The organism is Ochrobactrum sp. EDr1-4 (genome assembly GCF_049199085.1).
Classification (GTDB): Bacteria; Pseudomonadota; Alphaproteobacteria; order Rhizobiales; family Rhizobiaceae; genus Brucella.
In genome coordinates this window covers 221,473-242,700 of the sequence record NZ_JBLZOF010000002.1, presented here as the reverse complement: position 1 = coordinate 242,700, position 21,228 = coordinate 221,473, and the positions used below count along the sequence as shown (strand labels likewise).

The following is a 21,228-nucleotide window of genomic DNA, read 5'->3' as shown; positions in this document are numbered from 1 at the left end:
CTTCATATTGCCTGATGGAATTGAGCCGTAATATCTGTTTTAGAGTTGAAAATCGAGCCACACGGAGAAATACAATGAAAATCACTTGGTTGGGCCATGCAGCCTATCGCGTTGAAACAGATAAGGCCGTTATTCTTATTGATCCGTTCATCAATGGAAATCCGGGTGCTAAGGGCATCGATTTCAAGGAAGCCACCAAGGGCACCACGCATATCGCGCTGACGCACGGTCACGGCGATCATATTGGCGATACGGTCGCGATTGCTAAGGAACATGGTGCGACCGTTATCGCCAATGCTGATCTGGCCACATGGCTCGGAAGTCAGGGCGTTGAAAAGCTTGACGCTGGCAATACTGGCGGCACGCTGGCGCATGAAGGCTTCACTGTGACTTTCGTCAATGCCCTTCATTCATCGGCTATGCTGACCGAAAATGGCGTCAGCCAGGCGCTTGGTAATCCAAACGGGTTGGTTTTCCATTTCAACGATGCACCGACACTTTATCATATGGGTGATACGGATATTTTCTCCGATATGGCGCTGATCAATGAATTGCATCAGCCGGAAATCGGCATTGTGCCGATTGGTGATCGCTTCACAATGGGCGGGGCTGTGGCGGCTCTTGCCTGCCAGCGTTATTTCAACTTCAAAACCGTTCTGCCATGCCATTATGGTTCGTTCCCGATCATCGATCAGACGGCAGACAAGTTTTTTGAAGCTATGGCTGACCATAAGCACACAAAGGTACTGGTGGCGAAACCGGGCCACGCTCATCGCTTCTAACTATGGATGGGAGCGCAAGAAATGTTGCGCTTCCGCACCCACACCGTTATAGCCGGTAAAAGAACCTTTTCGGGGTGGCGGTCCGCCGCCCTAAACATGCATTTGCGGAGAACAGGATGTCCGTCGATATTTCAACCGTCAAGCGCGTCGCGCATCTTGCGCGTATCGCCGTCACAGAAGACGAAGCCGAGCGCATGACTGGCGAACTCAATGCAATTTTGGGCTTTGTTGAGCAATTGAATGAAGTTGATGTTGAAGGTGTTGAGCCTATGACCTCGGTTTCGCCGATGAAAATGCGCTTACGTGAAGATGCCGTGACGGATGGCAATATTGCCAATGCCGTTGTTGCGAATGCGCCTGTTACCGAAGACAATTTCTTCGTGGTGCCAAAGGTCGTTGAATAGACCTTTTATCATTCACCACGAATGCGCCGGTTGCGGCGTGACTTTACAGGATTTGATGATGAGCGAACTGACCGCACTGACCATTGCCGAAGCGCGCGACAAGTTGAAGGCTAAAGCCTTCACAGCGACCGAACTGACTGACGCCTATATTGCGGCTATTGATTCCGCCAATGACAAGATCAATGCCTATGTCGCTGTGACGCCTGAAAAGGCGCGCGAAATGGCAAAGGCTTCCGACGCTCGCATTGCCGAAGGCAAAGCCGGTGCGTTGGAAGGTATTCCGCTTGGCGTAAAAGACTTGTTCGCGACCAAGGGTATTCACACGCAGGCCTGTTCGCACGTTCTTGACGGCTTCAAGCCTGAATATGAATCAACCGTCACTTCCAACCTCTGGGCTGACGGCGCTGTCATGTTGGGCAAGCTCAACATGGATGAATTCGCGATGGGTTCGTCCAATGAAAGCTCCTATTACGGTCCGGTGAAGAATCCTTGGCGCGCAAACGGCTCGGATGTTGATTTGGTGCCGGGCGGTTCTTCGGGTGGTTCCTCCGCAGCTGTTGCAGCGCATCTTTGCGCAGGCGCTACGGCATCTGATACCGGCGGCTCGATCCGTCAGCCAGCTGCGTTCACCGGCACAGTTGGCATTAAGCCGACCTATGGTCGCGTTTCGCGCTGGGGTGTTGTCGCTTATGCATCGTCGCTTGATCAGGCTGGTCCGATTGCGCGCGACGTTCGCGACGCTGCAATCCTGCTCAAATCAATGGCATCGGTCGATCTGAAAGATACAACGTCTGTTGATCTGCCGGTTCCAGATTATGAAGCAGCTATCGGCAAGTCGCTGAAGGGCCTCAAGATCGGTATTCCGAACGAATATCGTATCGACGGTATGCCGGAAGAAATCGAAGCGCTTTGGCAGAAGGGCGTTCAGTATCTTAAGGATGCTGGTGCAGAAATCGTCGATGTTTCGCTGCCGCACACTAAATATGCGCTTGCCGCTTATTACATCGTTGCACCTGCTGAAGCTTCGTCCAACCTCGCGCGTTATGATGGCGTGCGCTATGGTCTGCGCGTGCCGGGCAAGGACATTGCCGATATGTACGAACAGAGCCGCGCCGCAGGTTTTGGCAGGGAAGTAAAGCGCCGCATCCTGACGGGAACCTATGTTCTGTCGGCGGGCTATTACGATGCTTATTATCTGCGCGCGCAGAAGGTTCGTACACTGATCAAGAAAGACTTTGAAAATGTCTTTGCAAGTGGTGTTGATGCAATTCTGACGCCGATTACGCCTTCTGCTGCGTTCAGCATTGGCGACAAGGAACTCGCAAACGATCCGGTTAAGATGTATCTCAATGACATCTTCACCATCACGCTCAACATGGCGGGTCTGCCGGGTATTGCTGTTCCTGCGGGCCTTAACGATCAGGGCTTGCCGCTTGGTTTGCAGTTGATCGGCCGTCCATTTGAAGAAGAAACTTTGTTCCAGGCAGCCAATGCAATTGAGCAAGCAGCTGGGCGCTTTACCCCAAAGAAATGGTGGTAAGATCTGAAACTCTCATTCGCCGGGCATCGCCCGGCGAATTTGTTTTGATGGCTGAGCTAGCAGTTCGGGCATGGCAAACCGCAGCACGCAACATTACGCTCACGAATGAAAGCTGGGCAGGGCTTCAGGCCAAATTCCTTCGTGATTTGTATGAGAATGCCGATGGTGTTCTGCTCGCGGAACGAAGCAGCGAGATTTGCGGCTGGGGGGCTCATGTCCCGAAATCAAACTATATTTCCGACCTCTGGATTGATCCTGCCCATCACGGTCAGGGACTGGGCGGCGCGTTGCTTGATGCGTTGATGGCTCAGATTGTTCTCAATGGCTTTTCAGATGCCGAAATCGGCACACATGCCGATAATCTCCTGGCAATTAGACTGTATGAGAAATTAGGCTTTCGCATTTATCAGCGTAGCGAAGAATGGTCGGCAAGCTTTGAGCGCAATGTTGAAAAAGTCCGAATGCGCGCAGACTTATAAAGCGTCATTGCCATTTTAAGACATGCGCCTATCCTCTTATAAGGAATCGTTTTTCAGAGGAGGGGCTTATATGTGGATTATGCTTACGGACGTCAGCGGCGAGCGAGTCGCGGTCAATTTCAACCACGTTTTGTCATATAATGCCTATGGTACAGGAACGCGTATTGTAACGCTGAGCACTGATCTTACATTCTTTGTCAAAGAATCGATTGATGATATTCAAACCAAGCTCGGCATTGATGTAAAACAATAAATCACCTGTGGGGGCGTGCTTTCGTTTATTTTAGTTTTTGATATCTAATTGCTTGACCTTCCAACGATGGCAAGCCTCATCTTTTGGCATGAGATAAACCACGGAGGTTCTCATGCCATTTTTGAATATGTTTTTGGTTGATTATAAACGCGCGACAAAGAGTTTTTTAGCGGGTGTGGTGGTCGTATGTCTGGGAGCAGGCATTGCTCAGGCGCAGACAAATGCTGGCGATTCACACATGCATCATGGTAGCAGTGCTGCGAAAGCTGATGCGACTTCCGATAATTCTGCGGTTTCGGCTTATAAGGATGCGAATGACCGTATGCATGCAGGCATGAGCATAGAATATACGGGCGATGCGGATGCAGATTTTATGCGGGGAATGATTCCACATCATCAGGGTGCGATTGATATGGCTCGCGTTGTACTCAAATATGGCTCTGATCCGAAGGTGAAAGCCCTCGCGGAAGAAGTCATTTCCGCACAGGAAGCCGAAATCAAAATGATGCAGCAATGGCTGGCAGATCATAATAAATGATCTGATGGCGGGCGAATATATGCGCCCGCAATCCTTCACGGATCTGTATTCCGACTTATTGCTTACATGCCGTTAAGCTGAGCTAAATATCAAGCTCTTCTACGAATGCAGCGCGATCCTGAATGAAGCGGAAGCGGGCTTCCGGCTTTGTACCCATCAGATCATCAACAGTGACGCGTGTTTCTTCGATATAATCTTCATCAACATGGACGCGCAGAAGGGTACGCTTCTTAGGGTCCATCGTGGTTTCTTTGAGCTGTTCGGCGCGCATTTCGCCGAGGCCTTTGAAGCGGCCAAGCTCTACCTTACCGCGACCTGTAAACATTGTGCGCATCAACTCATCTTTGTGCGCATCGTCACGTGCATAGGCAACTTTGCCACCCTGACTAATGCGGTAAAGCGGCGGAACGGCCAGATAAAGGTGCCCGTTACGGATAAGGTCCGGCATTTCCTGGTAGAAGAACGTAATCAACAGCGATGCAATATGCGCGCCATCCACGTCCGCATCTGTCATGATGATAATGCGATCATAACGCAAATCTTCTTCGCGATAGTTTTTACGCGTGCCGGCACCCAAGGCCTGCACGAGATCGGCAATCTGCTGGTTTGCTGTTAGCTTTTCGCGGCCAGCACTGGCGACATTCAGGATTTTACCACGCAGCGGCAGGATCGCCTGATTGGAGCGATTGCGCGCTTGCTTGGCAGATCCGCCAGCGGAATCACCTTCCACGATGAACAATTCAGCACCCGCAGCCGCATTTTGCGTGCAGTCAGCAAGCTTACCCGGAAGACGCAGCTTACGCGTTGCGCTCTTGCGAACGGTTTCCTTTTCCTGACGACGACGCAGACGTTCCTCTGCACGGTCAACAACCCAATCGAGAAGGCGTGATGCCTCTTGCGGCGACGCGGTAAGCCAATGATCGAATGGATCGCGGATTACATTTTCTACAATTCGCTGCGCTTCGACGGTTGCAAGCTTATCCTTGGTCTGGCCGACAAATTCAGGCTCGCGAATAAAGACGGACATCATAGCAGCGGCAGATATCATCACGTCATCGGTGGTGATGATTGAAGCGCGTTTGTTGTTGGTCAGTTCCGCATAGGCTTTGAGGCCACGTGTGAGGGCAATACGAAGACCCGCTTCATGCGTGCCACCATCGGCAGTCGGGATCGTATTACAGTAGGAATTGACGAAGCCGTCGCCGCCATACCATGAGATCGCCCACTCAACGGCACCATGACCGCCTTGCTTTTCGGTTCGGCCAGAGAAAATCTCACGCGTAACCTGATGCTCTTTGCCAAGTGACGCCGAGAGATAATCTTTCAGACCACCGGGGAAATGGAAAACGGCCTTTTCAGGTGTTTCTTTCTTTGGGTCGAGAAGCGACGGATCGCAACTCCAACGAATTTCGACACCACCAAACAGATACGCCTTTGAGCGCGCCATGCGATAAAGCCGGTGCGGATCAAAATGGGCGCTCTTGCCGAAAATATCGGGGTCCGGATGGAAACGTACGCGCGTACCACGACGGTTGTGGACTTCGCCGACATCTTCAAGACCACCCTGCGGAATGCCGCGCGAAAAGCGCTGGCGATAAAGGCGTCGATTGCGCGCAACCTCTACTTCCAGAACATCGGAAAGTGCGTTGACCACCGATACACCAACACCGTGCAGGCCGCCGGAGGTTTCATAGGCTTTGCCATCAAACTTACCGCCTGCGTGCAGCTTGGTCATGATGACTTCAAGCGTCGACTTTCCCGGCACCTGTGGGTGCTCATCAACCGGAATGCCGCGTCCGTTATCGCTAACTGTCAGGAAGCCTTCAGTATCCAGGCTGACTTCAATAAAATTGGCATGGCCTGCAACCGCTTCGTCCATCGAGTTATCGATGACTTCTGCGAACAGATGATGCAGCGCCTTCTCGTCAGTGCCGCCGATATACATACCGGGGCGCAGACGTACAGGCTCAAGGCCTTCAAGAACGCGGATGGAAGATGCGTTGTAATCATCGCCACTCGACGAAATAGGTGGAGCTTTTGTTGTCACTGAAGCAGGTTTCGGTGCAGATGGCGGTGTGACCGTTTGGGCAACAGGCTGTGGTGCCGGAGCCTTATCGGGCTGTCGGTCCGTCTGCCGTTCACGGGCATTGCTGACTACTCTGGAAAAGAGATCGTTATCGTCCATCTTTGTCCGAAAAGCTTTCTGTCTGAAACCTATAGGACCGCCCCATGCGAACGGTACCAAATCTATATCTGCGAATCACACAGATGATGCCACGATAATACCCGTAACGCGAACAAAGTTCGCCTTACGTTCCGCTTTTGCCCGAACTTATCAAGTGGTTTTGTGCGTTGCGAGACCGATTTGCACCACAAACATGGCGAAAGTCAAACCGCAGGCTCAATTACGCGGATTAAGATAGAAACAAGCCGATCATTCGCGTAAGCGCAATTGCAGTGATGAAATTGTGAGTGATAAAATGCACGGCACGGCGACAGGCGGTACAGAAGCGCATGTAAAGGGCATGGCGATCATGGTGCTTTCGGTGCTGCTACTGCCGCTAATGGATGCCATCGGCAAGTGGCTTGCCATGATGGATAACATGCCTCCGGCGACCGTTACCTTCATGCGCTTTTTCATTCAGTCCGGACTGATGTTTGCAGTTTTGATTGCCATGGGCGGCTTAACCGCGCTGCATACGAAACATCTTACAGGCAATCTTGTGCGTGGCGCGCTGATGGGCTTTGGCGGAACGTGTTTCTTCACCGCCGTTAAATATATGCCGCTCGCCGACGCCATGGCGGTGTTTTTTGCCGAGCCGCTGATCCTCACATTGCTATCTGCTATATTTCTTAAAGAAAAGGTCGGTTGGCGCCGGTTCAGTGCGGTCGGTATCGGGTTGATTGGTACGATGATCGTTATTCAGCCGAGCTTTGAGATTTTTGGTGCGGTATCGCTGTTGCCGTTGGCAACTGCCGTTACTTTCGCGATCTATCTGATTTTGAACCGCAAATATGGTGCGAAAGAAGGTCCTGTCGTCATGCAGTTTTATGCAGGCGTCGGTGGATCGCTGATCGCAGGTCTGTTTATGATTTTTGGCACGGCTGCTGGCGTTGAAGATCTAAGCTTCGCGCTGCCTCATAGCCTACAGCCTTGGTTGTTGCTGTTTCTGCTGGGCGCAATTGGCACAGTCAGCCATTTGTTGGTTGTGCAGGCATTTAAGCTTGCCCCAGCATCCATGCTAGCACCGTTTCAGTATTTGGAAATCGTCAACGCGGTTCTGGTTGGGCTGATTATATTTGGTGATTTTCCGACGCCGTCCAAATGGTTCGGCATCTTCATTATCGTAGGGTCGGGCTTTTACGTCTTCATGCGCGAGAGGCGAATAAAAGTCGTCTGATTATTTCGTCTGACGAGGGCCGAAGACGCTTTCAAAAGCTACTCCAAGAGCAACATCCACGTCGCCCATGGTGATCGGCAAGCCAAGATCGACAAGGCTGGTCACCCCATATTCCGCAATGCCGCAAGGGACGATGCCGCCAAAATGTTCGAGCTCTGGCTCGACATTGATGGCAATGCCGTGGAAGCTCACCCAGCGGCGCAGGCGAATGCCGATAGCAGCGATCTTATCTTCACACATTCCACCATTGGCAAGCAGCGGCTTTTCTGGGCGTGAAACCCATACGCCAACACGATCTGCACGACGTTCACCTTTGACGTTGAACTGGGCCAATGTCTCGACGATCCATTGCTCAAGTGCGGTTACAAATGCCCGGACGTCTTCACGGCGACGCTTCAAGTCCAGCATGACATAGGCCACACGCTGACCGGGGCCGTGATAGGTGTATTCACCGCCACGTCCGGTGTTGAAAACCGGGAAGCGATCTGGCGTCAGAAGATCTTCAGTGTGAGCGCTGGTGCCGGCAGTGTAAAGCGGCGGATGTTCGACAAGCCAGACAAGCTCGCTGGCAGTGCCCTCGCGAATAGCTTGCACGCGCTGTTCCATGAACGTGAGCGCTACTTCGTAATCCGTTAATCCGTCCGCGACGAGCCACTCCACGGACTGATCTCCTGACTGCGGCAGAAAATGCGTCAATCGTTTTGGTTCGTTGTCTGGATGAGCGGTAGGGCAAGCGGAGCTATCATTCATAGCAGCAGCATATGCAGCTTTTTCAATCTCGCCACCAGATGTCAAAATGCCTCTATAGAAGATGACGGATAAAATTCAAAGATCGATGCCGTTGATGGCAAATTGCTGGAGCGATCAAGGCGGTCAGTATTGGTGAATTGAAACTCATAAAGTAAGCATCTGTTAGGTCCTAGAACCAATAGGTTTCATAAATGTTTTAACCATGCTGATGCGATGTGGAGCGCGCAGCTTGCCATACCATTAGGGTGACATATATTTCTAACCATCATTCAGCACAGGTTCATCTTTCTTCTGTGATGATGTGTGCAGTTGAACTGGAGAATAAGATGATAAACTCTCTGAAAAAAATAGTAGTCGGCCTTGTAGGCGCTACTTTTCTGATCGGTGCGATGGTACCGGTTTCGGCGGCTCCGGTCCTGCCAACTGCGCAGATTGCAGGCAGTGATAATGTTCATCAGATTCGGGATGATCGCTGGCGTCGTCATGGTAACGGAAATTGGAATGGCCATCGTCCGGGAAACCGCCCTGGCTGGAATGGTGGGCGTCCAGGCCATCGTCCGGGCTGGAACGGCAATCATCGCCCGCGTCCAGGCTATTGGAATGGTCACCGTGGCTATAATAATTACCGCCATGGCTATCGTCGCCATAATGATGGGTGGTGGTACCCTCTGGCAGCGTTTGGTGCTGGCGCGATTATAGGCGGAGCAATTGCTTCCCAGCCTGCGCCACAGCCGGTGTATCGTCAGGGCAACAACCATGTTCAGTGGTGTTATAACCGATATAAGTCGTATCGCGCTTCGGATAACACTTTCCAGCCGTATAATGGCCCGCGTCAGCAGTGCTACTCACCTTATTGATGAGTTTGGAATAGCTTCTCAAATGACAGCCGCCTCGCAAGGGCGGCTGTTTTGTTTAAGGGTTTTTTAGCCCCCGCGCTGCTCGTAACCTTCAACATCGTCATTCGCAATTTTACGCCCGAGATATTGCTTGAGTTGCTCAATCCGGTCGCTATCCCAGCCGTTGATATCTGTCACTTTTATCCATGCATCAACATAGTCTTCAGGGGAGTAGACGTGGCCGTAGCCCATAGGTGTTGTTGTTGCGAATGCCATATCGAGGGCCAATTGTAACATCGTTACTACCGGATACCACCGCAATTGAGGTGAAACGTCCGGGCCGCGGGGCGCTTCCATCCAATCGGGCTGGCGATAAAAGGCGTGGCTATCAAAGAACACGACGGCATCACTGGCATATTGCAGATAGACAATTCGCAATGGTCCCCAGTGATCTCCATTGCCTGGTGCCTCTCCATTTTGATTCATGAAGCGTGCGAAAGAGCCATCTCTGAATACTGGTAACCATTCCGGTGTACCCGGATTTCGGTCTCTTGTGATTTCTTTCCAGTCACGGCTTGGAAATGGCGGACCACTCCACAATGCGCCGTTGATTGGGTCTTCGAGCATTTCAAATAGGGCTACTGATTTTTCAGAGTTCATCGCACCAAGGCTTAAGCCGTAAAGATATAAACGTGGACGTTGATTTTTTGGAAGCGTTTTCCAGTAGTTATAAACACTGGTAAACAAAGCACGGGAGGACTCAGCACCATATTCGGGCTGGAACAGCAGAGATAGTGGACTGTTGAGATAGGAATATTGCATCGCGATACTCGCGACATCGCCATCATGCAGAAATTCGAGGCCATCCATAGCGGCTGGATCAACCCAGCCGGTGCCTGTTGGAGTGACTATGACGAGCACCGACCGATCAAAGCCATTTTGCCGCTTCAGTTCTTCAAGCGCAAGTTCAGCGCGTTGCTTGGGCTTGCTTGCCACATTCAAGCCTGCGTAGACACGAATGGGGTCAATTGCAGGCCGTTTGGTAACTGAAGATATCTCTGAAGCCGTGGGTGTCGAAGATATATATTCCCGGCCTGCTCGTCCCAGTTCTTCCCATTTGAGCAACGAGAAAGCGCTTCCGGTTTTGTTTGATTGGGTCGGTTGCGGGCGCTCAGGTTCAATCAGCGCATCATATTCACTAAACGACCGGTCAACTACCTTGAAAGCCGATTGGATGAGAAGACCGTTCGCTATCGTCCATACAATGATAACGGTCAGGACTGCGCCTAAGACGTTTGAAACCCGGCGGGGTATCAGACGATGCGTTGTTCTCGAAATAAACAACCCAAGGAGGATTAATGCGCGGCTTAGCAAGAGAAGAATAAGGAACGTAACAATTGCGAATGCGCATACGCTTGCTGGATAAGCGCTTGGAACTGCGTCCATGCCCATCACCGAGCGTACAGAGTTTTGCCATCCAGCTGAAAAATAAAGCGCTGTGATTGCTATTACCGTGCACGTGATTCCAACAAAGAGATTAGTGATGCTTCGCAAGCGGTTGCTTGGCGCAGGCAATTCAAGATAGTTCCATGTCCAGCGCCATACGACGCCAAAGCCGTAACCGAAACCAAACGCAGTTCCGCACAATATTCCTTGCATGACATATGTTCGTGGGACGAGGCTTGGCGTGAGGGCGGCCGCGAACAATAACGTTCCGAGTGCCAGGCCGATGCCCGAGAGTGAGTGCCTGAATCGGAATATGATATTTGTTATGAGGGACATGAAAGACCAATATTGTTGGATTAATTATATGAGAGCGCGTCTGTCGTGCCGTATTACAAATCGCAACCTGAGCGAAGGTTACAATGTCAGCTGCGTAGGCGGTATCGTTTTATAACGTTCTAAGCATTGTGCAGAACCGAATCTAAGGGATTTGATCTCTATGCGGTGATCAAATCGCCCAGATTTGGTGTGCTCACATTATTCTTTATAAAGCTGGATCTGATTTTTCTCTTAAATGGCCGATTTTTTTGAATTTATGTGGGAAAACTTGAACTTATGGTGTTGACCAATCCGAAAGTCGCCCGTATGTTCCGCGCACTTCCTGGGATGATTTGTCCCTCTTGGGAGCGCGTAGCTCAGCCGGTAGAGCAACTGACTTTTAATCAGTAGGTCCAGGGTTCGAATCCCTGCGCGCTCACCAAAATCAATTACTTAGCAACTTTTTTTATCGCTTCAGTTGCGTTCCATCCGCCAGATGATTTGTTCAAATTACGCTCTCACATTCTGAACATGGAATGGCGTGACGTATCGCGGATGTTGTTGATCTTCAGGCCCTGCACGATATGCATGTATGAGTGCCGTTTTGCGTGATCTGTAGAAGGTCGCTCAGGGTATTTCGAATTAAATGACGACAGGGTGAGGGGTGCTGCCAGATGTTTCAACGGTGGCATTTACAATTAGCATTGCCGTGCCGCCCCTATGCTGGAATCTGCAGGTCAGTCGGCCTTATGAGTTCAATGAGATTGTGTTCAATGCATGGGACGGTATTGGAAACAAAACAGGCGCTTCAGCGCCTGTTTTTCTGTTTCTCAATTAACGAGGTAGGCGATCTCTGATTTCTGTAAGTCGGTCAAGTACCTTAAATGAAAGAATAAGACCTTCGCAGACAACGCGCCAAAACAACGTTCCAACAGCGAGCAAAACTACTGCTCCAATAATATTTTTGAAGCCCCCGAACGCTGAAAACGCCGAAAAGAATATAACTAAAGATGAAATTATTATGCCAATTAGGCCAATCCAATAAATTACATTGACCAGATAGGGCGTAAGAAATTTGTTAAATGTCAGGAAATCTGAAAACTTCATTTTTATCTCCAGTAAGGTTTTCGCTGATACCTGCTTTCGTTAATTTTGATGTTGTTTCTAGAGTTAATTTATATGAATTTCTGATTTCAACAGAATATTATAGCCGTCCAGCCTGTTACGTATTGGTACTGTTGCTTGAGTTGGTCGCAAAATATAGCTGACTACATATTTTTTGCGCTTTGCGGTGCTTCACGTCGCGGCAATGCGTATGTCAGCCTCGTATGCGTCAGTAGTCCTCATATGCGGGGCGTAAGTCTAAATCGATGTGTGTTTGATAAAATAGAGGGCTTACAGCGCATGAAGCTTACGCCGTAAAGGAATGCTGTCTGTCCGACAAAATATAAAGATGCATCGCGAAGTTTTGGATAATGCTCTGGGATCTGAATTGGTTCGATGGGGATTTGTGTGCCTAAACCTGCGGAGCAATCATTACCAATAGTTGAATGCAGTTTAAAGGCGGGGCCTAAGCCCCGCTTAATATTTATCTCGCAGCCAAGATGCCGGCAATAAGGCCTGTCGCACCAGCGATAAGCAAATATTGATTGTCGACTTTTACCCAATGCTGACCGCGGCCTGGCTTACGAAGGCCATAGCGCTGATAGTCTTTAATTTCCTGATGACGGCGCCAATCACCATATCGCTCACCACGTGACCAGCGCTTTTGTTTTTGGTCGCGCCGGTCGTGACGTTCAAAGTTTTTCCCATGAGAAGGGCGGGAGTTTTCAGTGTGGCTATACCCAGGCTTGCGTGGCGGATTGTGATTTTGTGCCTGCGCAAGTGGTGCGCCAACAAATGAAAGAGCGATTGCAGCGAGGATGGCTTTCTTAATCATGGGACACTCCTTTTGTGTTGAACCAAACGTATCAATCGAGGAGTGAACGCCAGATGAATGAAATAGGATCAAAACATTAATTAAAATCAATGTTTTGTTATCGGGTATTGCGGCTCAAAATTCGGGGTTTTGACGTGAGGCTGGGGAAGAATGAGTGTTACATCAGTTATACTGTGTGAGATATTCAAGTTGGCTTTAAAGGCGGAAGTCCACGCTGATACCGAAGCTTGCCAACTCCCCCCTATTAAGCAGGGCAACAATGGGAAGTAGCCTATTAGTAATGCTGATGGATGAGTTGGAAATCTAAAAAACGATGCAAAATGCGCCGTGGATTATCAGAAAAATATATTCGAGATACCAATTCGAAGACAGTAATTCAGTATTTTAAAGCTTTTAAATGCTCTATTTTTAAACTGAGATTTTTATGCAACCTACTGTTTTCATTAAGAAAGCAGTGGCTCCCCGGGCCGGATTCGAACCAGCGACCAACCGGTTAACAGCCGGTTGCTCTACCACTGAGCTACCGGGGAAGAGGCGCTCGCTGTGTCAGCGATGTGGCGTATAGCAGGAGGATTTCTGATTTGCAAAGCCCTATTTTTCATTTTTTCTAATTTTTTGCTTTTCGCCTACGAAACCCCATATTTCCCGGGGTATTTATGTCTGTGGAATACCCACGTTAGGATCAGAAAGTACGAATGTTCTATGAGTGAAGCCTATGAAATACCTGTCAAACGCACCATTTTGATTCTTGGAAAGCGAATCCCTGTGCCCAAATCGGTTGCAATGCGCCGAACTTTAGGCGGTGCATTGGTTTTAGGTGGTGCGCTGGGCTTCTTACCAATCCTCGGTTTCTGGATGCTTCCGCTCGGATTGGTAGTTCTTTCCAATGATTCTCATCGCGTCCGCCGTTGGCGTCGCAAAAGTGAGGTCAAAATATTACGCAAATGGCGTAATAGGAATTAGGGGGGGGCAGCTGCTTGCTGGAGTGTCATTGGAAATTCAGGCTGTGATGCCGTGCAATGCTCATGGGAATGGTGGCCTGGCAGTGTCATCGCCCGCTTAATTGCCAATAAGCTTCGGTCTTCCTTCGCCTGTTTATGATCGTGGGTGTGCTTTTGTCTGTTTTTTTGCTGCTTAAACCAGTGGGTACTATTAAGTGTAAATTTTGACGTTTACGGAAACGTAATAGTAGGCTAGTTTCTATCTGAAACTTCGCCTTTCTCATCAAATCTTGATCGGGAATGGTGTCAAAAGTGGATTAAACGGCTGGATTTATGCGTTTTCAGCCCAATTTTAGGTAAAGACGTGCTGTCACGCATTTGAGTTTTTGATGTGGCAATCATGTCGTCGACGCAAGCTAATGTATGTTTCGTCTAGGCGAAACAGCAGGTAATTGATTTGGAGGATTTCGATGCCGAGCTATCGCGCGCCAGTTGAGGATACAAATTTCGTTCTCAATGACGTTCTGAATTATCAGCGTTATAACAATTTGCCGGGTTTTGCCGATGTATCGCCCGATGTCGTCGAGGCGATCTTGTCCGAAGGCGCGAAGCTCGCCGAAGGTACGCTGTTTCCGGTCAATCATTCTGGCGATCAGGAAGGCTGCGTTCGCGCATCCGATGGTTCTGTTAAGACGCCGAAGGGTTTTAAGGCGGCCTATGACCAGTATCGCGAAGGCGGTTGGCTTGGTCTTGCTGTACCGGAACAATATGGCGGGCAGGGACTTCCATATCTGCTGCATACCGCTGTTGGCGAATACATGTCGTCGGCGAATATGGCGCTTACCATGTACCCCGGCCTCACGCAGGGTGCGATTGCTGCGATCCTCACCCATGGCACGGATGAGCAGAAAGACACTTATCTGCCTAAGATGGTCGAAGGCACATGGACCGGCACCATGAACCTGACCGAGCCGCATTGCGGCACCGATCTGGGGCTGCTGCGTTCAACGGCTGCACCACAGGAAGATGGCTCCTACAAGATTTCCGGCCAGAAGATTTTCATCTCTGCTGGCGAACACGACATGTCGGAAAACATTATTCATCTGGTGCTGGCCCGTATCGACGGTGCGCCGGAAGGTGTTAAGGGCATTTCGCTGTTTATCGTGCCAAAATTCATTCTGGATGCTGATGGCAATCCGGGCGAGCGCAATGGCGTATCTTGTGGTTCCATCGAAGAAAAGATGGGCATTCACGGCAATTCCACCTGCGTTATGAATTACGATGACGCAACCGGTTATCTGATTGGCGAGGCACACAAGGGCCTGCGCGCCATGTTCACAATGATGAATGAAGCGCGTCTCGGTGTGGCTTTGCAGGGGCTTTCGATAGCGGAAACTGCTTATCAGAACGCCGCAATTTATGCGCGTGAGCGTATTCAGGGCCGAGCACTTTCGGGTCCGGCAGCGCCTGACAAGAAGGCCGATCCGATCATCGTGCATCCGGATATCCGCCGTAACCTTATGAATATCCGTGCTTACAATGAAGCCGGTCGTGCGCTTATCCTTTGGACGGCGTTGAACTCCGATATTGCGCATCGTTCCGGCGATGAAGCAGAGCGTCAGGCTGCAGATGATCTAGTTGGTCTGCTTACGCCGGTGTTGAAAGGTGTTCTGACCGACAAGGGTTTTGAACATGCTGTCATGGCGCAGCAGGTGTTCGGCGGTCATGGTTATATTGAAGAACACGGCATGAGCCAGTATGTGCGCGATGCACGTATTGCCATGATCTATGAAGGTGCCAACGGCATTCAGGCGCTTGATCTGGTTGGCCGCAAACTGGCGCTGAATGGTGGTCGTGCGATCACTGCTTTCTTCAAGGAAGTGGGCGAATTCTGCGAAACCAACCGCGAAAATGAAAAGCTTAGCTTTTTCACGAAGCATCTGAAGAAGGGCGTCAACGACCTTCAGGCCGCAACCATGTGGCTGATGCAGAACGCGATGGCAAAGCCTGACAATGCCGGTGCAGCATCGAACGATTACATGCATCTCTTTGGTCTGGTGGCGCTCGGTTACATGTGGGCGCGCATGGCGAAAGTTGCCGAAGAAAAGCTTGCCGCAGGAGAAGGCAACAAGGCCTATCTTGAAGCAAAGCTTGTAACCGCACGCTACTATTTCGAGCGCATCATGCCGGAAACCGTTGCACATCTTGCACGCATCCAGTCCGGTGCGGATAGCATGATGGCGCTTAACGCAGACGCATTCTAAATTTTGATATTGCGCCAATGCTGCTTGGAATTGGCGGGAAGGAGAAAAAATGGCTGAGGCTTATATTTACGATCACGTTCGCACACCGCGTGGACGTGGCAAGAAAGACGGTAGCCTGCATGAAGTGCCTGCCGTTCGTCTGGGCGCGAAGGTTCTCGAATCCTTGCGCGACCGCAACGGCATCGACACGGCAAAGGTCGATGACATTATTTTCGGCTGTGTCGATCCGGTCGGCGAAGCGGGTGCTGTCATTCCGCGTTCTTCGGCTTTTGAAGCGGGGTATGATTTTAAAGCGCCGGGTATCCAGATTTCGCGTTTCTGTGCGTCGGGTCTTGATGCGATCAATCTGGCTGCGGCTAAGATTGCCTTTGGCGCGGATGATCTGGTGATTGCCGGTGGCGTTGAAAGTATGTCGCGCGTTGGCATGGGTATGTCGGGCGGCGCCTGGTATATGGACCCATCAGTGGGCTTTCCCGGTCGTTTCATGCCGCAGGGCGTGTCGGCTGATCTGATCGCTACGAAATACGGCTTTTCGCGTGATGATGTCGATGCCTATGCAGTCGAAAGCCAGAAACGCGCTGCAAAATCGTGGGAAAAGGGCTATTTCAAGAATTCCGTCATTCCGATCAAGGATCAGAATGGCCTTACCATTCTTGATCATGACGAGCATATGCGTCCCGGCACCGATATGCAGGCGCTCGGCCAGCTCAACCCGTCCTTTGTGATGCCCGGCGAAATGGGCGGCTTCAATGCTGTCGGCATTCAGGCGCATCCAGAAGTCGAAACCATCAATCACGTTCACCATGCCGGTAATTCGTCTGGTATCGTTGATGGTGCAGCAGGCGTTCTCGTTGGCTCGAAGAAGGCTGGCAAAGCCTTTGATATTAAACCGCGTGCGCGTATCCGTGCTTTTGCCAATATCGGTTCTGAACCAGCGCTTATGCTGACTGGCCCGGTCGATGTGACGGAAAAGCTTCTCAAACAAGCAAAGATGAAAATCTCGGATATTGATCTGTTCGAGTTGAACGAAGCCTTCGCTGCCGTGGTTCTGCGTTACATGCAGGCTTTTGACATTCCGCATGACAAGATCAACGTTAATGGCGGCGCGATAGCGCTTGGCCATCCGCTGGGTGCAACGGGCGCGATGATCCTCGGCACGGTGCTGGATGAGTTGGAACGCCGCGATCTCAACACCGCACTGGTCACGTTGTGTATCGGCGCTGGCATGGGTACGGCCACGATCATTGAGCGCGTGTAAGGGGAGTTTCAGAAAATGACTTATGTAAATTTCAAAGTTGAAACTGACACCGATGGCATCGCTCTCGTCACTTGGGACATGCCTGAAAAGTCGATGAATGTTTTCACCGTCGAAGCGATGCAGGAATTAAACACCATCATCGACGCGACGACTGCTGACGAAAAGGTCAAGGGCGTAGTCATCACGTCTGGCAAAGACACGTTCTCCGGTGGTGCTGACCTGACCATGCTTGAAGGCATGTTCAAGGAATTCCAGAAGCAAAAGGCAAAGGACAAGCAAGCTGCTGTCCAGTCTCTGTTTGATAATGTCGGCCGGATGGGCGGACTGTTCCGCAAGCTCGAAACTTCGGGCAAGCCATGGGTCTCGGCCATCAATGGCACCTGCATGGGCGGGGCATTTGAAATGTCACTTGCTTGCCATGCCCGCGTTGCATCTGATGCGCCGGGCGTGAAGATGGGCCTGCCAGAAGTGAAAGTCGGCCTCTTTCCGGGCGCTGGCGGCACACAGCGCGTTCCACGCCTTGCCAACCAGCAGGACGCGTTGCAAATGATGACCACAGGCTCAAGCCTAACGGCGCAGCGCGCCAAGGCGATGGGTCTTGTTACTGAAGTTGCACCTGCCAAGAAGCTCGTTGAAACCGCTAAGAAGCTCATCAAGAGTGGCCTCAAGCCAGTTCAGCCATGGGATGAAAAAGGCTTCAAGCTGCCGGGCGGAGCGATCTATTCGGCTGCCGGTGCAAATCTTTGGCCTGCGGCAACTGCTATTTTGCGTCGTGAAACTTCCGGCAATTATCCAGCGGCACTGGCTATTCTGAAGTCGGTCTATGAAGGCCTTCTAGTGCCGTTTGATACCGGTCTCAGGATTGAACAGCGCTACTTCACCGAAATCCTCCAGACGACTGAAGCGGGCATGATGATCCGTTCGCTCTTCGTGTCGTTGCAGGAGTTGAACAAGGGCGCACGCCGCCCGGTTGATGAAAAGCCAAACAAGTTCAAGAAGATCGGCGTTATTGGCGCTGGTTTCATGGGCGCAGGTATTGCTTATGTGACTGCTAAGGCTGGCATTCCGGTGGTATTGATCGACCGCGATCAGGAGTCTGCTGACAAGGGAAAAGCCCATGCTGCTGACCTGATCACCAAGGAAATGCAGAAGGGTCGTGCGACAGAGGCCGACAAGGAAAAGCTTCTATCGCTCATCACCGCAACGCCTGATTATGGTTTGCTTGAAGGGGCTGACCTCGTGATCGAAGCGGTGTTTGAGGATCGCGAAGTCAAACGTGTCGCGACCGAAAAGGCTGAGGAAGTGCTGAAAACTTCCGCGATTTTCGCTTCCAACACTTCAACTCTGCCGATCAGCGGTCTTGCCAAAGTCTCCAAGCGTCCGAAGAACTTCATCGGCATTCACTTCTTCTCGCCCGTCGATAAGATGCTGTTGGTTGAAGTGATCCTCGGCAAGAAGACATCCGACAAGGCGCTTGCCGTAGCCCTTGATTACGTTCGTGCGATCAAGAAGACGCCAATTGTCGTCAACGACACCCGCGGCTTCTACGTCAATCGTTGCGTACTGCGTTATATGTCAGAAGCCTACAACATGCTCGTTGAAGGTGTTCCTGCTGCGATGATCGAAAATGCCGCCCGCATGGCCGGCATGCCGGTTGGCCCGCTTGCGCTCAATGATGAAACAGCGATCGACCTTTCGCAGAAAATCCTCAAGGCAACGCTTGCCGATCTTGGCGAAAAGGCCGTTGATCCGCGCCATGTGGAACTGGTGGACAAGCTCGTTAATGAGTTTGATCGTAAGGGCCGCAAGAACGGTAAGGGCTTCTATGAGTATCCAGCCAAGCCTGCCAAGAAGCATCTCTGGACCGGTCTCAAAGATCTTTATCCGCAGCAGAACCCTGACAAGATTGACGTGAGCGAACTTAAAGAGCGTTTTCTCGTGACGATTGCTTTGGAAGCTGCACGCGTGATGGAAGAAGGCATTGTCACCGATCCGCGTGAAGCCGACGTGGGCTCCATTCTGGCCTTTGGTTTCGCACCTTATACCGGCGGTACGTTGTCTTATATTGATGGCATGGGTGCGAAGAAATTCGTCAAGCTTGCCAAAGAGTTGCAGCGCAAATACGGTCAGCAGTTCAAGGCACCGAAGCTGCTTGTTGATATGGCAGAGAATGGCGAAAGCTTCTACCAGCGCTTCAATCCGTATAAAAATGAAGCGAAGAAAGCCGCTTAACGTATAAACGTTTGACTGAAATGAAAAACGCGCGACATTCCGATGTCGCGCGTTTTGTCTATGTATAAGAAAATTTGCCTGTAAAATCGCACATCTTGCGTCGTTTTAGGAATTCTGTTAAGTTCGCCACAATATATGTTAGGTAATTAGGTTTAAAATCCTCTTTTGTAGGTTGCGGCAATGTTTTCTCACGATAGCGTATGGGCTGCGATTGATGCCTTGGCAGAACGCAGCTCTTTAAGTGCGTCCGGTCTTGCGCGTCGTGCAGGGCTGGATCCAACCACTTTTAATAAGTCCAAGCGATATGCATCAGATGGCCGCGCGCGTTGGCCTTCGACAGAGTCACTTGCCAAAGTGATGGAAGCCACCGGGGCAACATTGGATGAATTTACCCGGCTCATCCGTGGTGAAAATTCGACGCCCAATTATGGTGAATATTTGCAGGAGCCAAGCGCCATTCCGCTGCTTGGCATGGCTGAAGCGGGGGCTGGCGGCTATTTTGATGATGCCGGTTTTCCAGCTGGTCAGGGCTGGGATGTGGTTCAGTTTCCCGCGGCTCCCACAGATAATGTCTATGCGCTGGAAGTTTCTGGCGACTCGATGTTGCCGCTTTATCGTGATGGCGATACGCTGGTTGTAGCACCCAATGCAGCGGTTCGACGCGGTGATCGTGTTGTGGTTCGCACGAAAGACGGAGAGGTTATGGCCAAAATTCTACATCGCCAGACGCCACGCACAATCGAATTACATTCGTTCAATCCTGAATTTCCGAACCGTGCTTTTGAAATGAAAGATGTTGAGTGGGTCGCGCGCATTCTATGGGCCAGTCAGTAATGGCCAGGCCGCATCGTAAAAATAATGCCCGGATTGTTTTCGGTAGCTTGGCTGGTTTAACCGGGGCCATTCTCGTCGCTGCATTCGTTGCACCGTTTTACGGTGCGTTGGATCGCCCGGTGACGATTGTCGAAAGTGGCGACGGTCAAAGCAAACCTGATGCTTCTACTGGCAATGGGATTGTTGTTGAGCAGTTTGATTATAACGAGCCTGATAAAAATGTGGGTGAGGACAATCCCGCACCCCAAGAGACATCAACTCCTGACACCGCGCCAACGACTACAGAGCAGAATTCTTCCACGCAAACAGGACAAGGTGGACTTGAGCGTGAATCTGCACGGCCGCCACTGAGTGATCTTGGGTTGGCTTCAACACCAAAACCACCTGAGCCGCCAGTACCTGCAACGCCAGTGGATGATGGGGAGCCGATGCAGCTTTTGCAGCGACCTGTCGCAATAGCGGCAGGGCGGCTTGAAAGTCAGGGGCGTATTGTTGATTTGCAAGGCATAGACGTCATGCCGGTCGAGCAAATGTGCCAGTCGTCAGCGGGTGAAAGCTGGCCATGTGGTATGCAGGCGCGCACAGCTTTTCGTCAGTGGTTACGCGCTCGGGCAATTATGTGCCGACTACCGCAGGATGATAGCGGCGCTGCTATTGCGACGCAGTGCAGCGTCGGCAATGACGATGCAGCGCAGTGGTTGGTCGCCAACGGTTGGGCGAAAGCTGTTGCGGGTGGTGCATATCAGGAAGCGGGTGAAAAAGCAGAGGCAGGAAAACTCGGGATCTATGGAAATAAGCCTGAAACCGCGTTGCCAGAGTTTAGCAATGGGGGCAATCAGCCATCAATCCAAGTGCCACAGACGCCTCTTCAACCGACAAGACCACAACAGCTTGATGGTGAATTTCCGCCTGCGCCGCAAAATTAGAGCGTATCTCTAAGAATGTGAAACGGTTTTTGGGATATGCGTATTGAACATTTGATGTCTTCCCCCCTGCTTAGTTTTAATCAGAGTGGA

19 protein-coding genes and 2 tRNA genes are annotated in these 21,228 nt (G+C 51.0%); 15 read left to right on the top strand and 6 right to left on the bottom strand.

Annotated elements, in window-relative coordinates:
- Positions 1-74 precede the first annotated feature (74 nt).
- The 6 genes from ACOZHT_RS07530 to copM all read left to right on the top strand — a co-directional run bounded on the left by ACOZHT_RS07530 (position 75) and on the right by copM (position 3,996).
- Positions 75-782, top strand: a complete 708-nt coding sequence (locus ACOZHT_RS07530; RefSeq protein WP_339509695.1) for a metal-dependent hydrolase — start codon at positions 75-77, stop codon at positions 780-782.
- Between the two features lie 116 nt (positions 783-898).
- Positions 899-1,186, top strand: coding sequence for an Asp-tRNA(Asn)/Glu-tRNA(Gln) amidotransferase subunit GatC (gatC, locus tag ACOZHT_RS07525; RefSeq protein ID WP_113499140.1), 288 nt, complete (start codon positions 899-901; stop codon positions 1,184-1,186).
- Between the two features lie 58 nt (positions 1,187-1,244).
- Positions 1,245-2,726 carry an Asp-tRNA(Asn)/Glu-tRNA(Gln) amidotransferase subunit GatA gene (gene gatA / locus ACOZHT_RS07520; protein WP_339509694.1) on the top strand — a complete coding sequence of 494 codons (1,482 nt, stop codon included), beginning with the start codon at positions 1,245-1,247 and terminating at the stop codon, positions 2,724-2,726.
- Positions 2,727-2,773: 47 nt separating this feature from the next.
- On the top strand, positions 2,774-3,205 hold the full coding sequence (locus ACOZHT_RS07515; protein ID WP_339509693.1) for a GNAT family N-acetyltransferase: 432 nt from the start codon (positions 2,774-2,776) through the stop codon (positions 3,203-3,205).
- A 70-nt stretch (positions 3,206-3,275) separates the two neighbouring features.
- Positions 3,276-3,458 (top strand): hypothetical protein, encoded by a 183-nt coding sequence (locus tag ACOZHT_RS07510; protein ID WP_310011354.1) that lies wholly within the window; start codon positions 3,276-3,278, stop codon positions 3,456-3,458.
- Between the two features lie 112 nt (positions 3,459-3,570).
- Positions 3,571-3,996 (top strand): CopM family metallochaperone, encoded by a 426-nt coding sequence (gene copM, locus ACOZHT_RS07505; RefSeq protein WP_339509692.1) that lies wholly within the window; start codon positions 3,571-3,573, stop codon positions 3,994-3,996.
- Between the two features lie 82 nt (positions 3,997-4,078).
- Here copM and parE read toward each other — a convergent pair whose 3' ends face one another.
- Positions 4,079-6,181 carry a DNA topoisomerase IV subunit B gene (parE, locus tag ACOZHT_RS07500; protein ID WP_339509691.1) on the bottom strand — a complete coding sequence of 701 codons (2,103 nt, stop codon included), beginning with the start codon at positions 6,179-6,181 and terminating at the stop codon, positions 4,079-4,081.
- A gap of 295 nt (positions 6,182-6,476) precedes the next feature.
- On the opposite strand from parE, the gene ACOZHT_RS07495 reads away from it, so the two are divergent.
- Complete coding sequence (locus ACOZHT_RS07495; RefSeq protein ID WP_339510317.1) at positions 6,477-7,397, top strand: DMT family transporter; 921 nt, start codon at positions 6,477-6,479, stop codon at positions 7,395-7,397.
- On the opposite strand, the gene lipB is transcribed toward ACOZHT_RS07495, so the two are convergent.
- On the bottom strand, positions 7,398-8,147 hold the full coding sequence (gene lipB, locus ACOZHT_RS07490) for a lipoyl(octanoyl) transferase LipB (protein WP_339510315.1): 750 nt from the start codon (positions 8,145-8,147) through the stop codon (positions 7,398-7,400).
- A gap of 326 nt (positions 8,148-8,473) precedes the next feature.
- On the opposite strand from lipB, the gene ACOZHT_RS07485 reads away from it, so the two are divergent.
- On the top strand, positions 8,474-9,004 hold the full coding sequence (locus tag ACOZHT_RS07485; protein ID WP_339509690.1) for a BA14K family protein: 531 nt from the start codon (positions 8,474-8,476) through the stop codon (positions 9,002-9,004).
- Between the two features lie 66 nt (positions 9,005-9,070).
- Here the strand turns inward: ACOZHT_RS07485 and ACOZHT_RS07480 are convergent, their stop codons facing one another.
- Positions 9,071-10,765 carry an alpha/beta hydrolase gene (locus ACOZHT_RS07480; RefSeq protein WP_339509689.1) on the bottom strand — a complete coding sequence of 565 codons (1,695 nt, stop codon included), beginning with the start codon at positions 10,763-10,765 and terminating at the stop codon, positions 9,071-9,073.
- Positions 10,766-11,110: 345 nt separating this feature from the next.
- Between ACOZHT_RS07480 and ACOZHT_RS07475 the strand changes: the two genes are divergently transcribed.
- Positions 11,111-11,186: transfer RNA gene (locus tag ACOZHT_RS07475), tRNA-Lys, on the top strand.
- Positions 11,187-11,578: 392 nt separating this feature from the next.
- Here the strand turns inward: ACOZHT_RS07475 and ACOZHT_RS07470 are convergent.
- The 3 genes from ACOZHT_RS07470 to ACOZHT_RS07460 form a co-directional block, all read right to left on the bottom strand.
- The gene (locus tag ACOZHT_RS07470) at positions 11,579-11,851 is read right to left on the bottom strand and encodes a DUF4282 domain-containing protein (protein ID WP_421565546.1); all 273 of its coding nucleotides are present in this window, start codon (positions 11,849-11,851) and stop codon (positions 11,579-11,581) included.
- A 481-nt stretch (positions 11,852-12,332) separates the two neighbouring features.
- Entirely contained in the window at positions 12,333-12,683 is a 351-nt protein-coding gene (locus ACOZHT_RS07465; RefSeq protein ID WP_339509688.1) for an RcnB family protein, read from the bottom strand.
- A 455-nt stretch (positions 12,684-13,138) separates the two neighbouring features.
- A tRNA-Asn gene (locus ACOZHT_RS07460) sits at positions 13,139-13,213 on the bottom strand.
- Between the two features lie 172 nt (positions 13,214-13,385).
- Between ACOZHT_RS07460 and ACOZHT_RS07455 the strand changes: the two genes are divergently transcribed.
- From ACOZHT_RS07455 to ACOZHT_RS07430, 6 genes are all read left to right on the top strand, one after another.
- Positions 13,386-13,646, top strand: a complete 261-nt coding sequence (locus tag ACOZHT_RS07455; RefSeq protein WP_339509674.1) for a hypothetical protein — start codon at positions 13,386-13,388, stop codon at positions 13,644-13,646.
- Positions 13,647-14,094: 448 nt separating this feature from the next.
- A complete protein-coding gene (locus tag ACOZHT_RS07450) occupies positions 14,095-15,888 on the top strand; it encodes an acyl-CoA dehydrogenase C-terminal domain-containing protein (RefSeq protein WP_339509673.1) in 1,794 nt (597 codons plus the stop codon).
- Between the two features lie 49 nt (positions 15,889-15,937).
- Positions 15,938-17,146, top strand: a complete 1,209-nt coding sequence (locus ACOZHT_RS07445; RefSeq protein WP_339509672.1) for an acetyl-CoA C-acetyltransferase — start codon at positions 15,938-15,940, stop codon at positions 17,144-17,146.
- Between the two features lie 15 nt (positions 17,147-17,161).
- On the top strand, positions 17,162-19,378 hold the full coding sequence (locus ACOZHT_RS07440) for an FAD-dependent oxidoreductase (protein ID WP_421565545.1): 2,217 nt from the start codon (positions 17,162-17,164) through the stop codon (positions 19,376-19,378).
- Between the two features lie 180 nt (positions 19,379-19,558).
- The gene (locus ACOZHT_RS07435) at positions 19,559-20,212 is read left to right on the top strand and encodes a helix-turn-helix transcriptional regulator (protein ID WP_339509670.1); all 654 of its coding nucleotides are present in this window, start codon (positions 19,559-19,561) and stop codon (positions 20,210-20,212) included.
- Positions 20,212-21,138 carry a thermonuclease family protein gene (locus tag ACOZHT_RS07430; RefSeq protein WP_339509669.1) on the top strand — a complete coding sequence of 309 codons (927 nt, stop codon included), beginning with the start codon at positions 20,212-20,214 and terminating at the stop codon, positions 21,136-21,138. The genes ACOZHT_RS07435 and ACOZHT_RS07430 overlap by 1 nt, the downstream gene beginning before the upstream one ends.
- Positions 21,139-21,228 lie beyond the last annotated feature (90 nt).

Bases quoted from the DNA above. Each gene is read 5' to 3' on its own strand.
- ACOZHT_RS07530 (WP_339509695.1), top strand. From the start codon at position 75: ATGAAAATCACTTGGTTGGGCCATGCAGCCTATCGCGTTGAAACAGAT.
- gatC (WP_113499140.1), top strand. From the start codon at position 899: ATGTCCGTCGATATTTCAACCGTCAAGCGCGTCGCGCATCTTGCGCGT.
- gatA (WP_339509694.1), top strand. From the start codon at position 1,245: ATGAGCGAACTGACCGCACTGACCATTGCCGAAGCGCGCGACAAGTTG.
- ACOZHT_RS07515 (WP_339509693.1), top strand. From the start codon at position 2,774: ATGGCTGAGCTAGCAGTTCGGGCATGGCAAACCGCAGCACGCAACATT.
- ACOZHT_RS07510 (WP_310011354.1), top strand. From the start codon at position 3,276: ATGTGGATTATGCTTACGGACGTCAGCGGCGAGCGAGTCGCGGTCAAT.
- copM (WP_339509692.1), top strand. From the start codon at position 3,571: ATGCCATTTTTGAATATGTTTTTGGTTGATTATAAACGCGCGACAAAG.
- parE (WP_339509691.1), bottom strand. From the start codon at position 6,181: ATGGACGATAACGATCTCTTTTCCAGAGTAGTCAGCAATGCCCGTGAA.
- ACOZHT_RS07495 (WP_339510317.1), top strand. From the start codon at position 6,477: ATGCACGGCACGGCGACAGGCGGTACAGAAGCGCATGTAAAGGGCATG.
- lipB (WP_339510315.1), bottom strand. From the start codon at position 8,147: ATGAATGATAGCTCCGCTTGCCCTACCGCTCATCCAGACAACGAACCA.
- ACOZHT_RS07485 (WP_339509690.1), top strand. From the start codon at position 8,474: ATGATAAACTCTCTGAAAAAAATAGTAGTCGGCCTTGTAGGCGCTACT.
- ACOZHT_RS07480 (WP_339509689.1), bottom strand. From the start codon at position 10,765: ATGTCCCTCATAACAAATATCATATTCCGATTCAGGCACTCACTCTCG.
- ACOZHT_RS07470 (WP_421565546.1), bottom strand. From the start codon at position 11,851: ATGAAGTTTTCAGATTTCCTGACATTTAACAAATTTCTTACGCCCTAT.
- ACOZHT_RS07465 (WP_339509688.1), bottom strand. From the start codon at position 12,683: ATGATTAAGAAAGCCATCCTCGCTGCAATCGCTCTTTCATTTGTTGGC.
- ACOZHT_RS07455 (WP_339509674.1), top strand. From the start codon at position 13,386: ATGAGTGAAGCCTATGAAATACCTGTCAAACGCACCATTTTGATTCTT.
- ACOZHT_RS07450 (WP_339509673.1), top strand. From the start codon at position 14,095: ATGCCGAGCTATCGCGCGCCAGTTGAGGATACAAATTTCGTTCTCAAT.
- ACOZHT_RS07445 (WP_339509672.1), top strand. From the start codon at position 15,938: ATGGCTGAGGCTTATATTTACGATCACGTTCGCACACCGCGTGGACGT.
- ACOZHT_RS07440 (WP_421565545.1), top strand. From the start codon at position 17,162: ATGACTTATGTAAATTTCAAAGTTGAAACTGACACCGATGGCATCGCT.
- ACOZHT_RS07435 (WP_339509670.1), top strand. From the start codon at position 19,559: ATGTTTTCTCACGATAGCGTATGGGCTGCGATTGATGCCTTGGCAGAA.
- ACOZHT_RS07430 (WP_339509669.1), top strand. From the start codon at position 20,212: ATGGCCAGGCCGCATCGTAAAAATAATGCCCGGATTGTTTTCGGTAGC.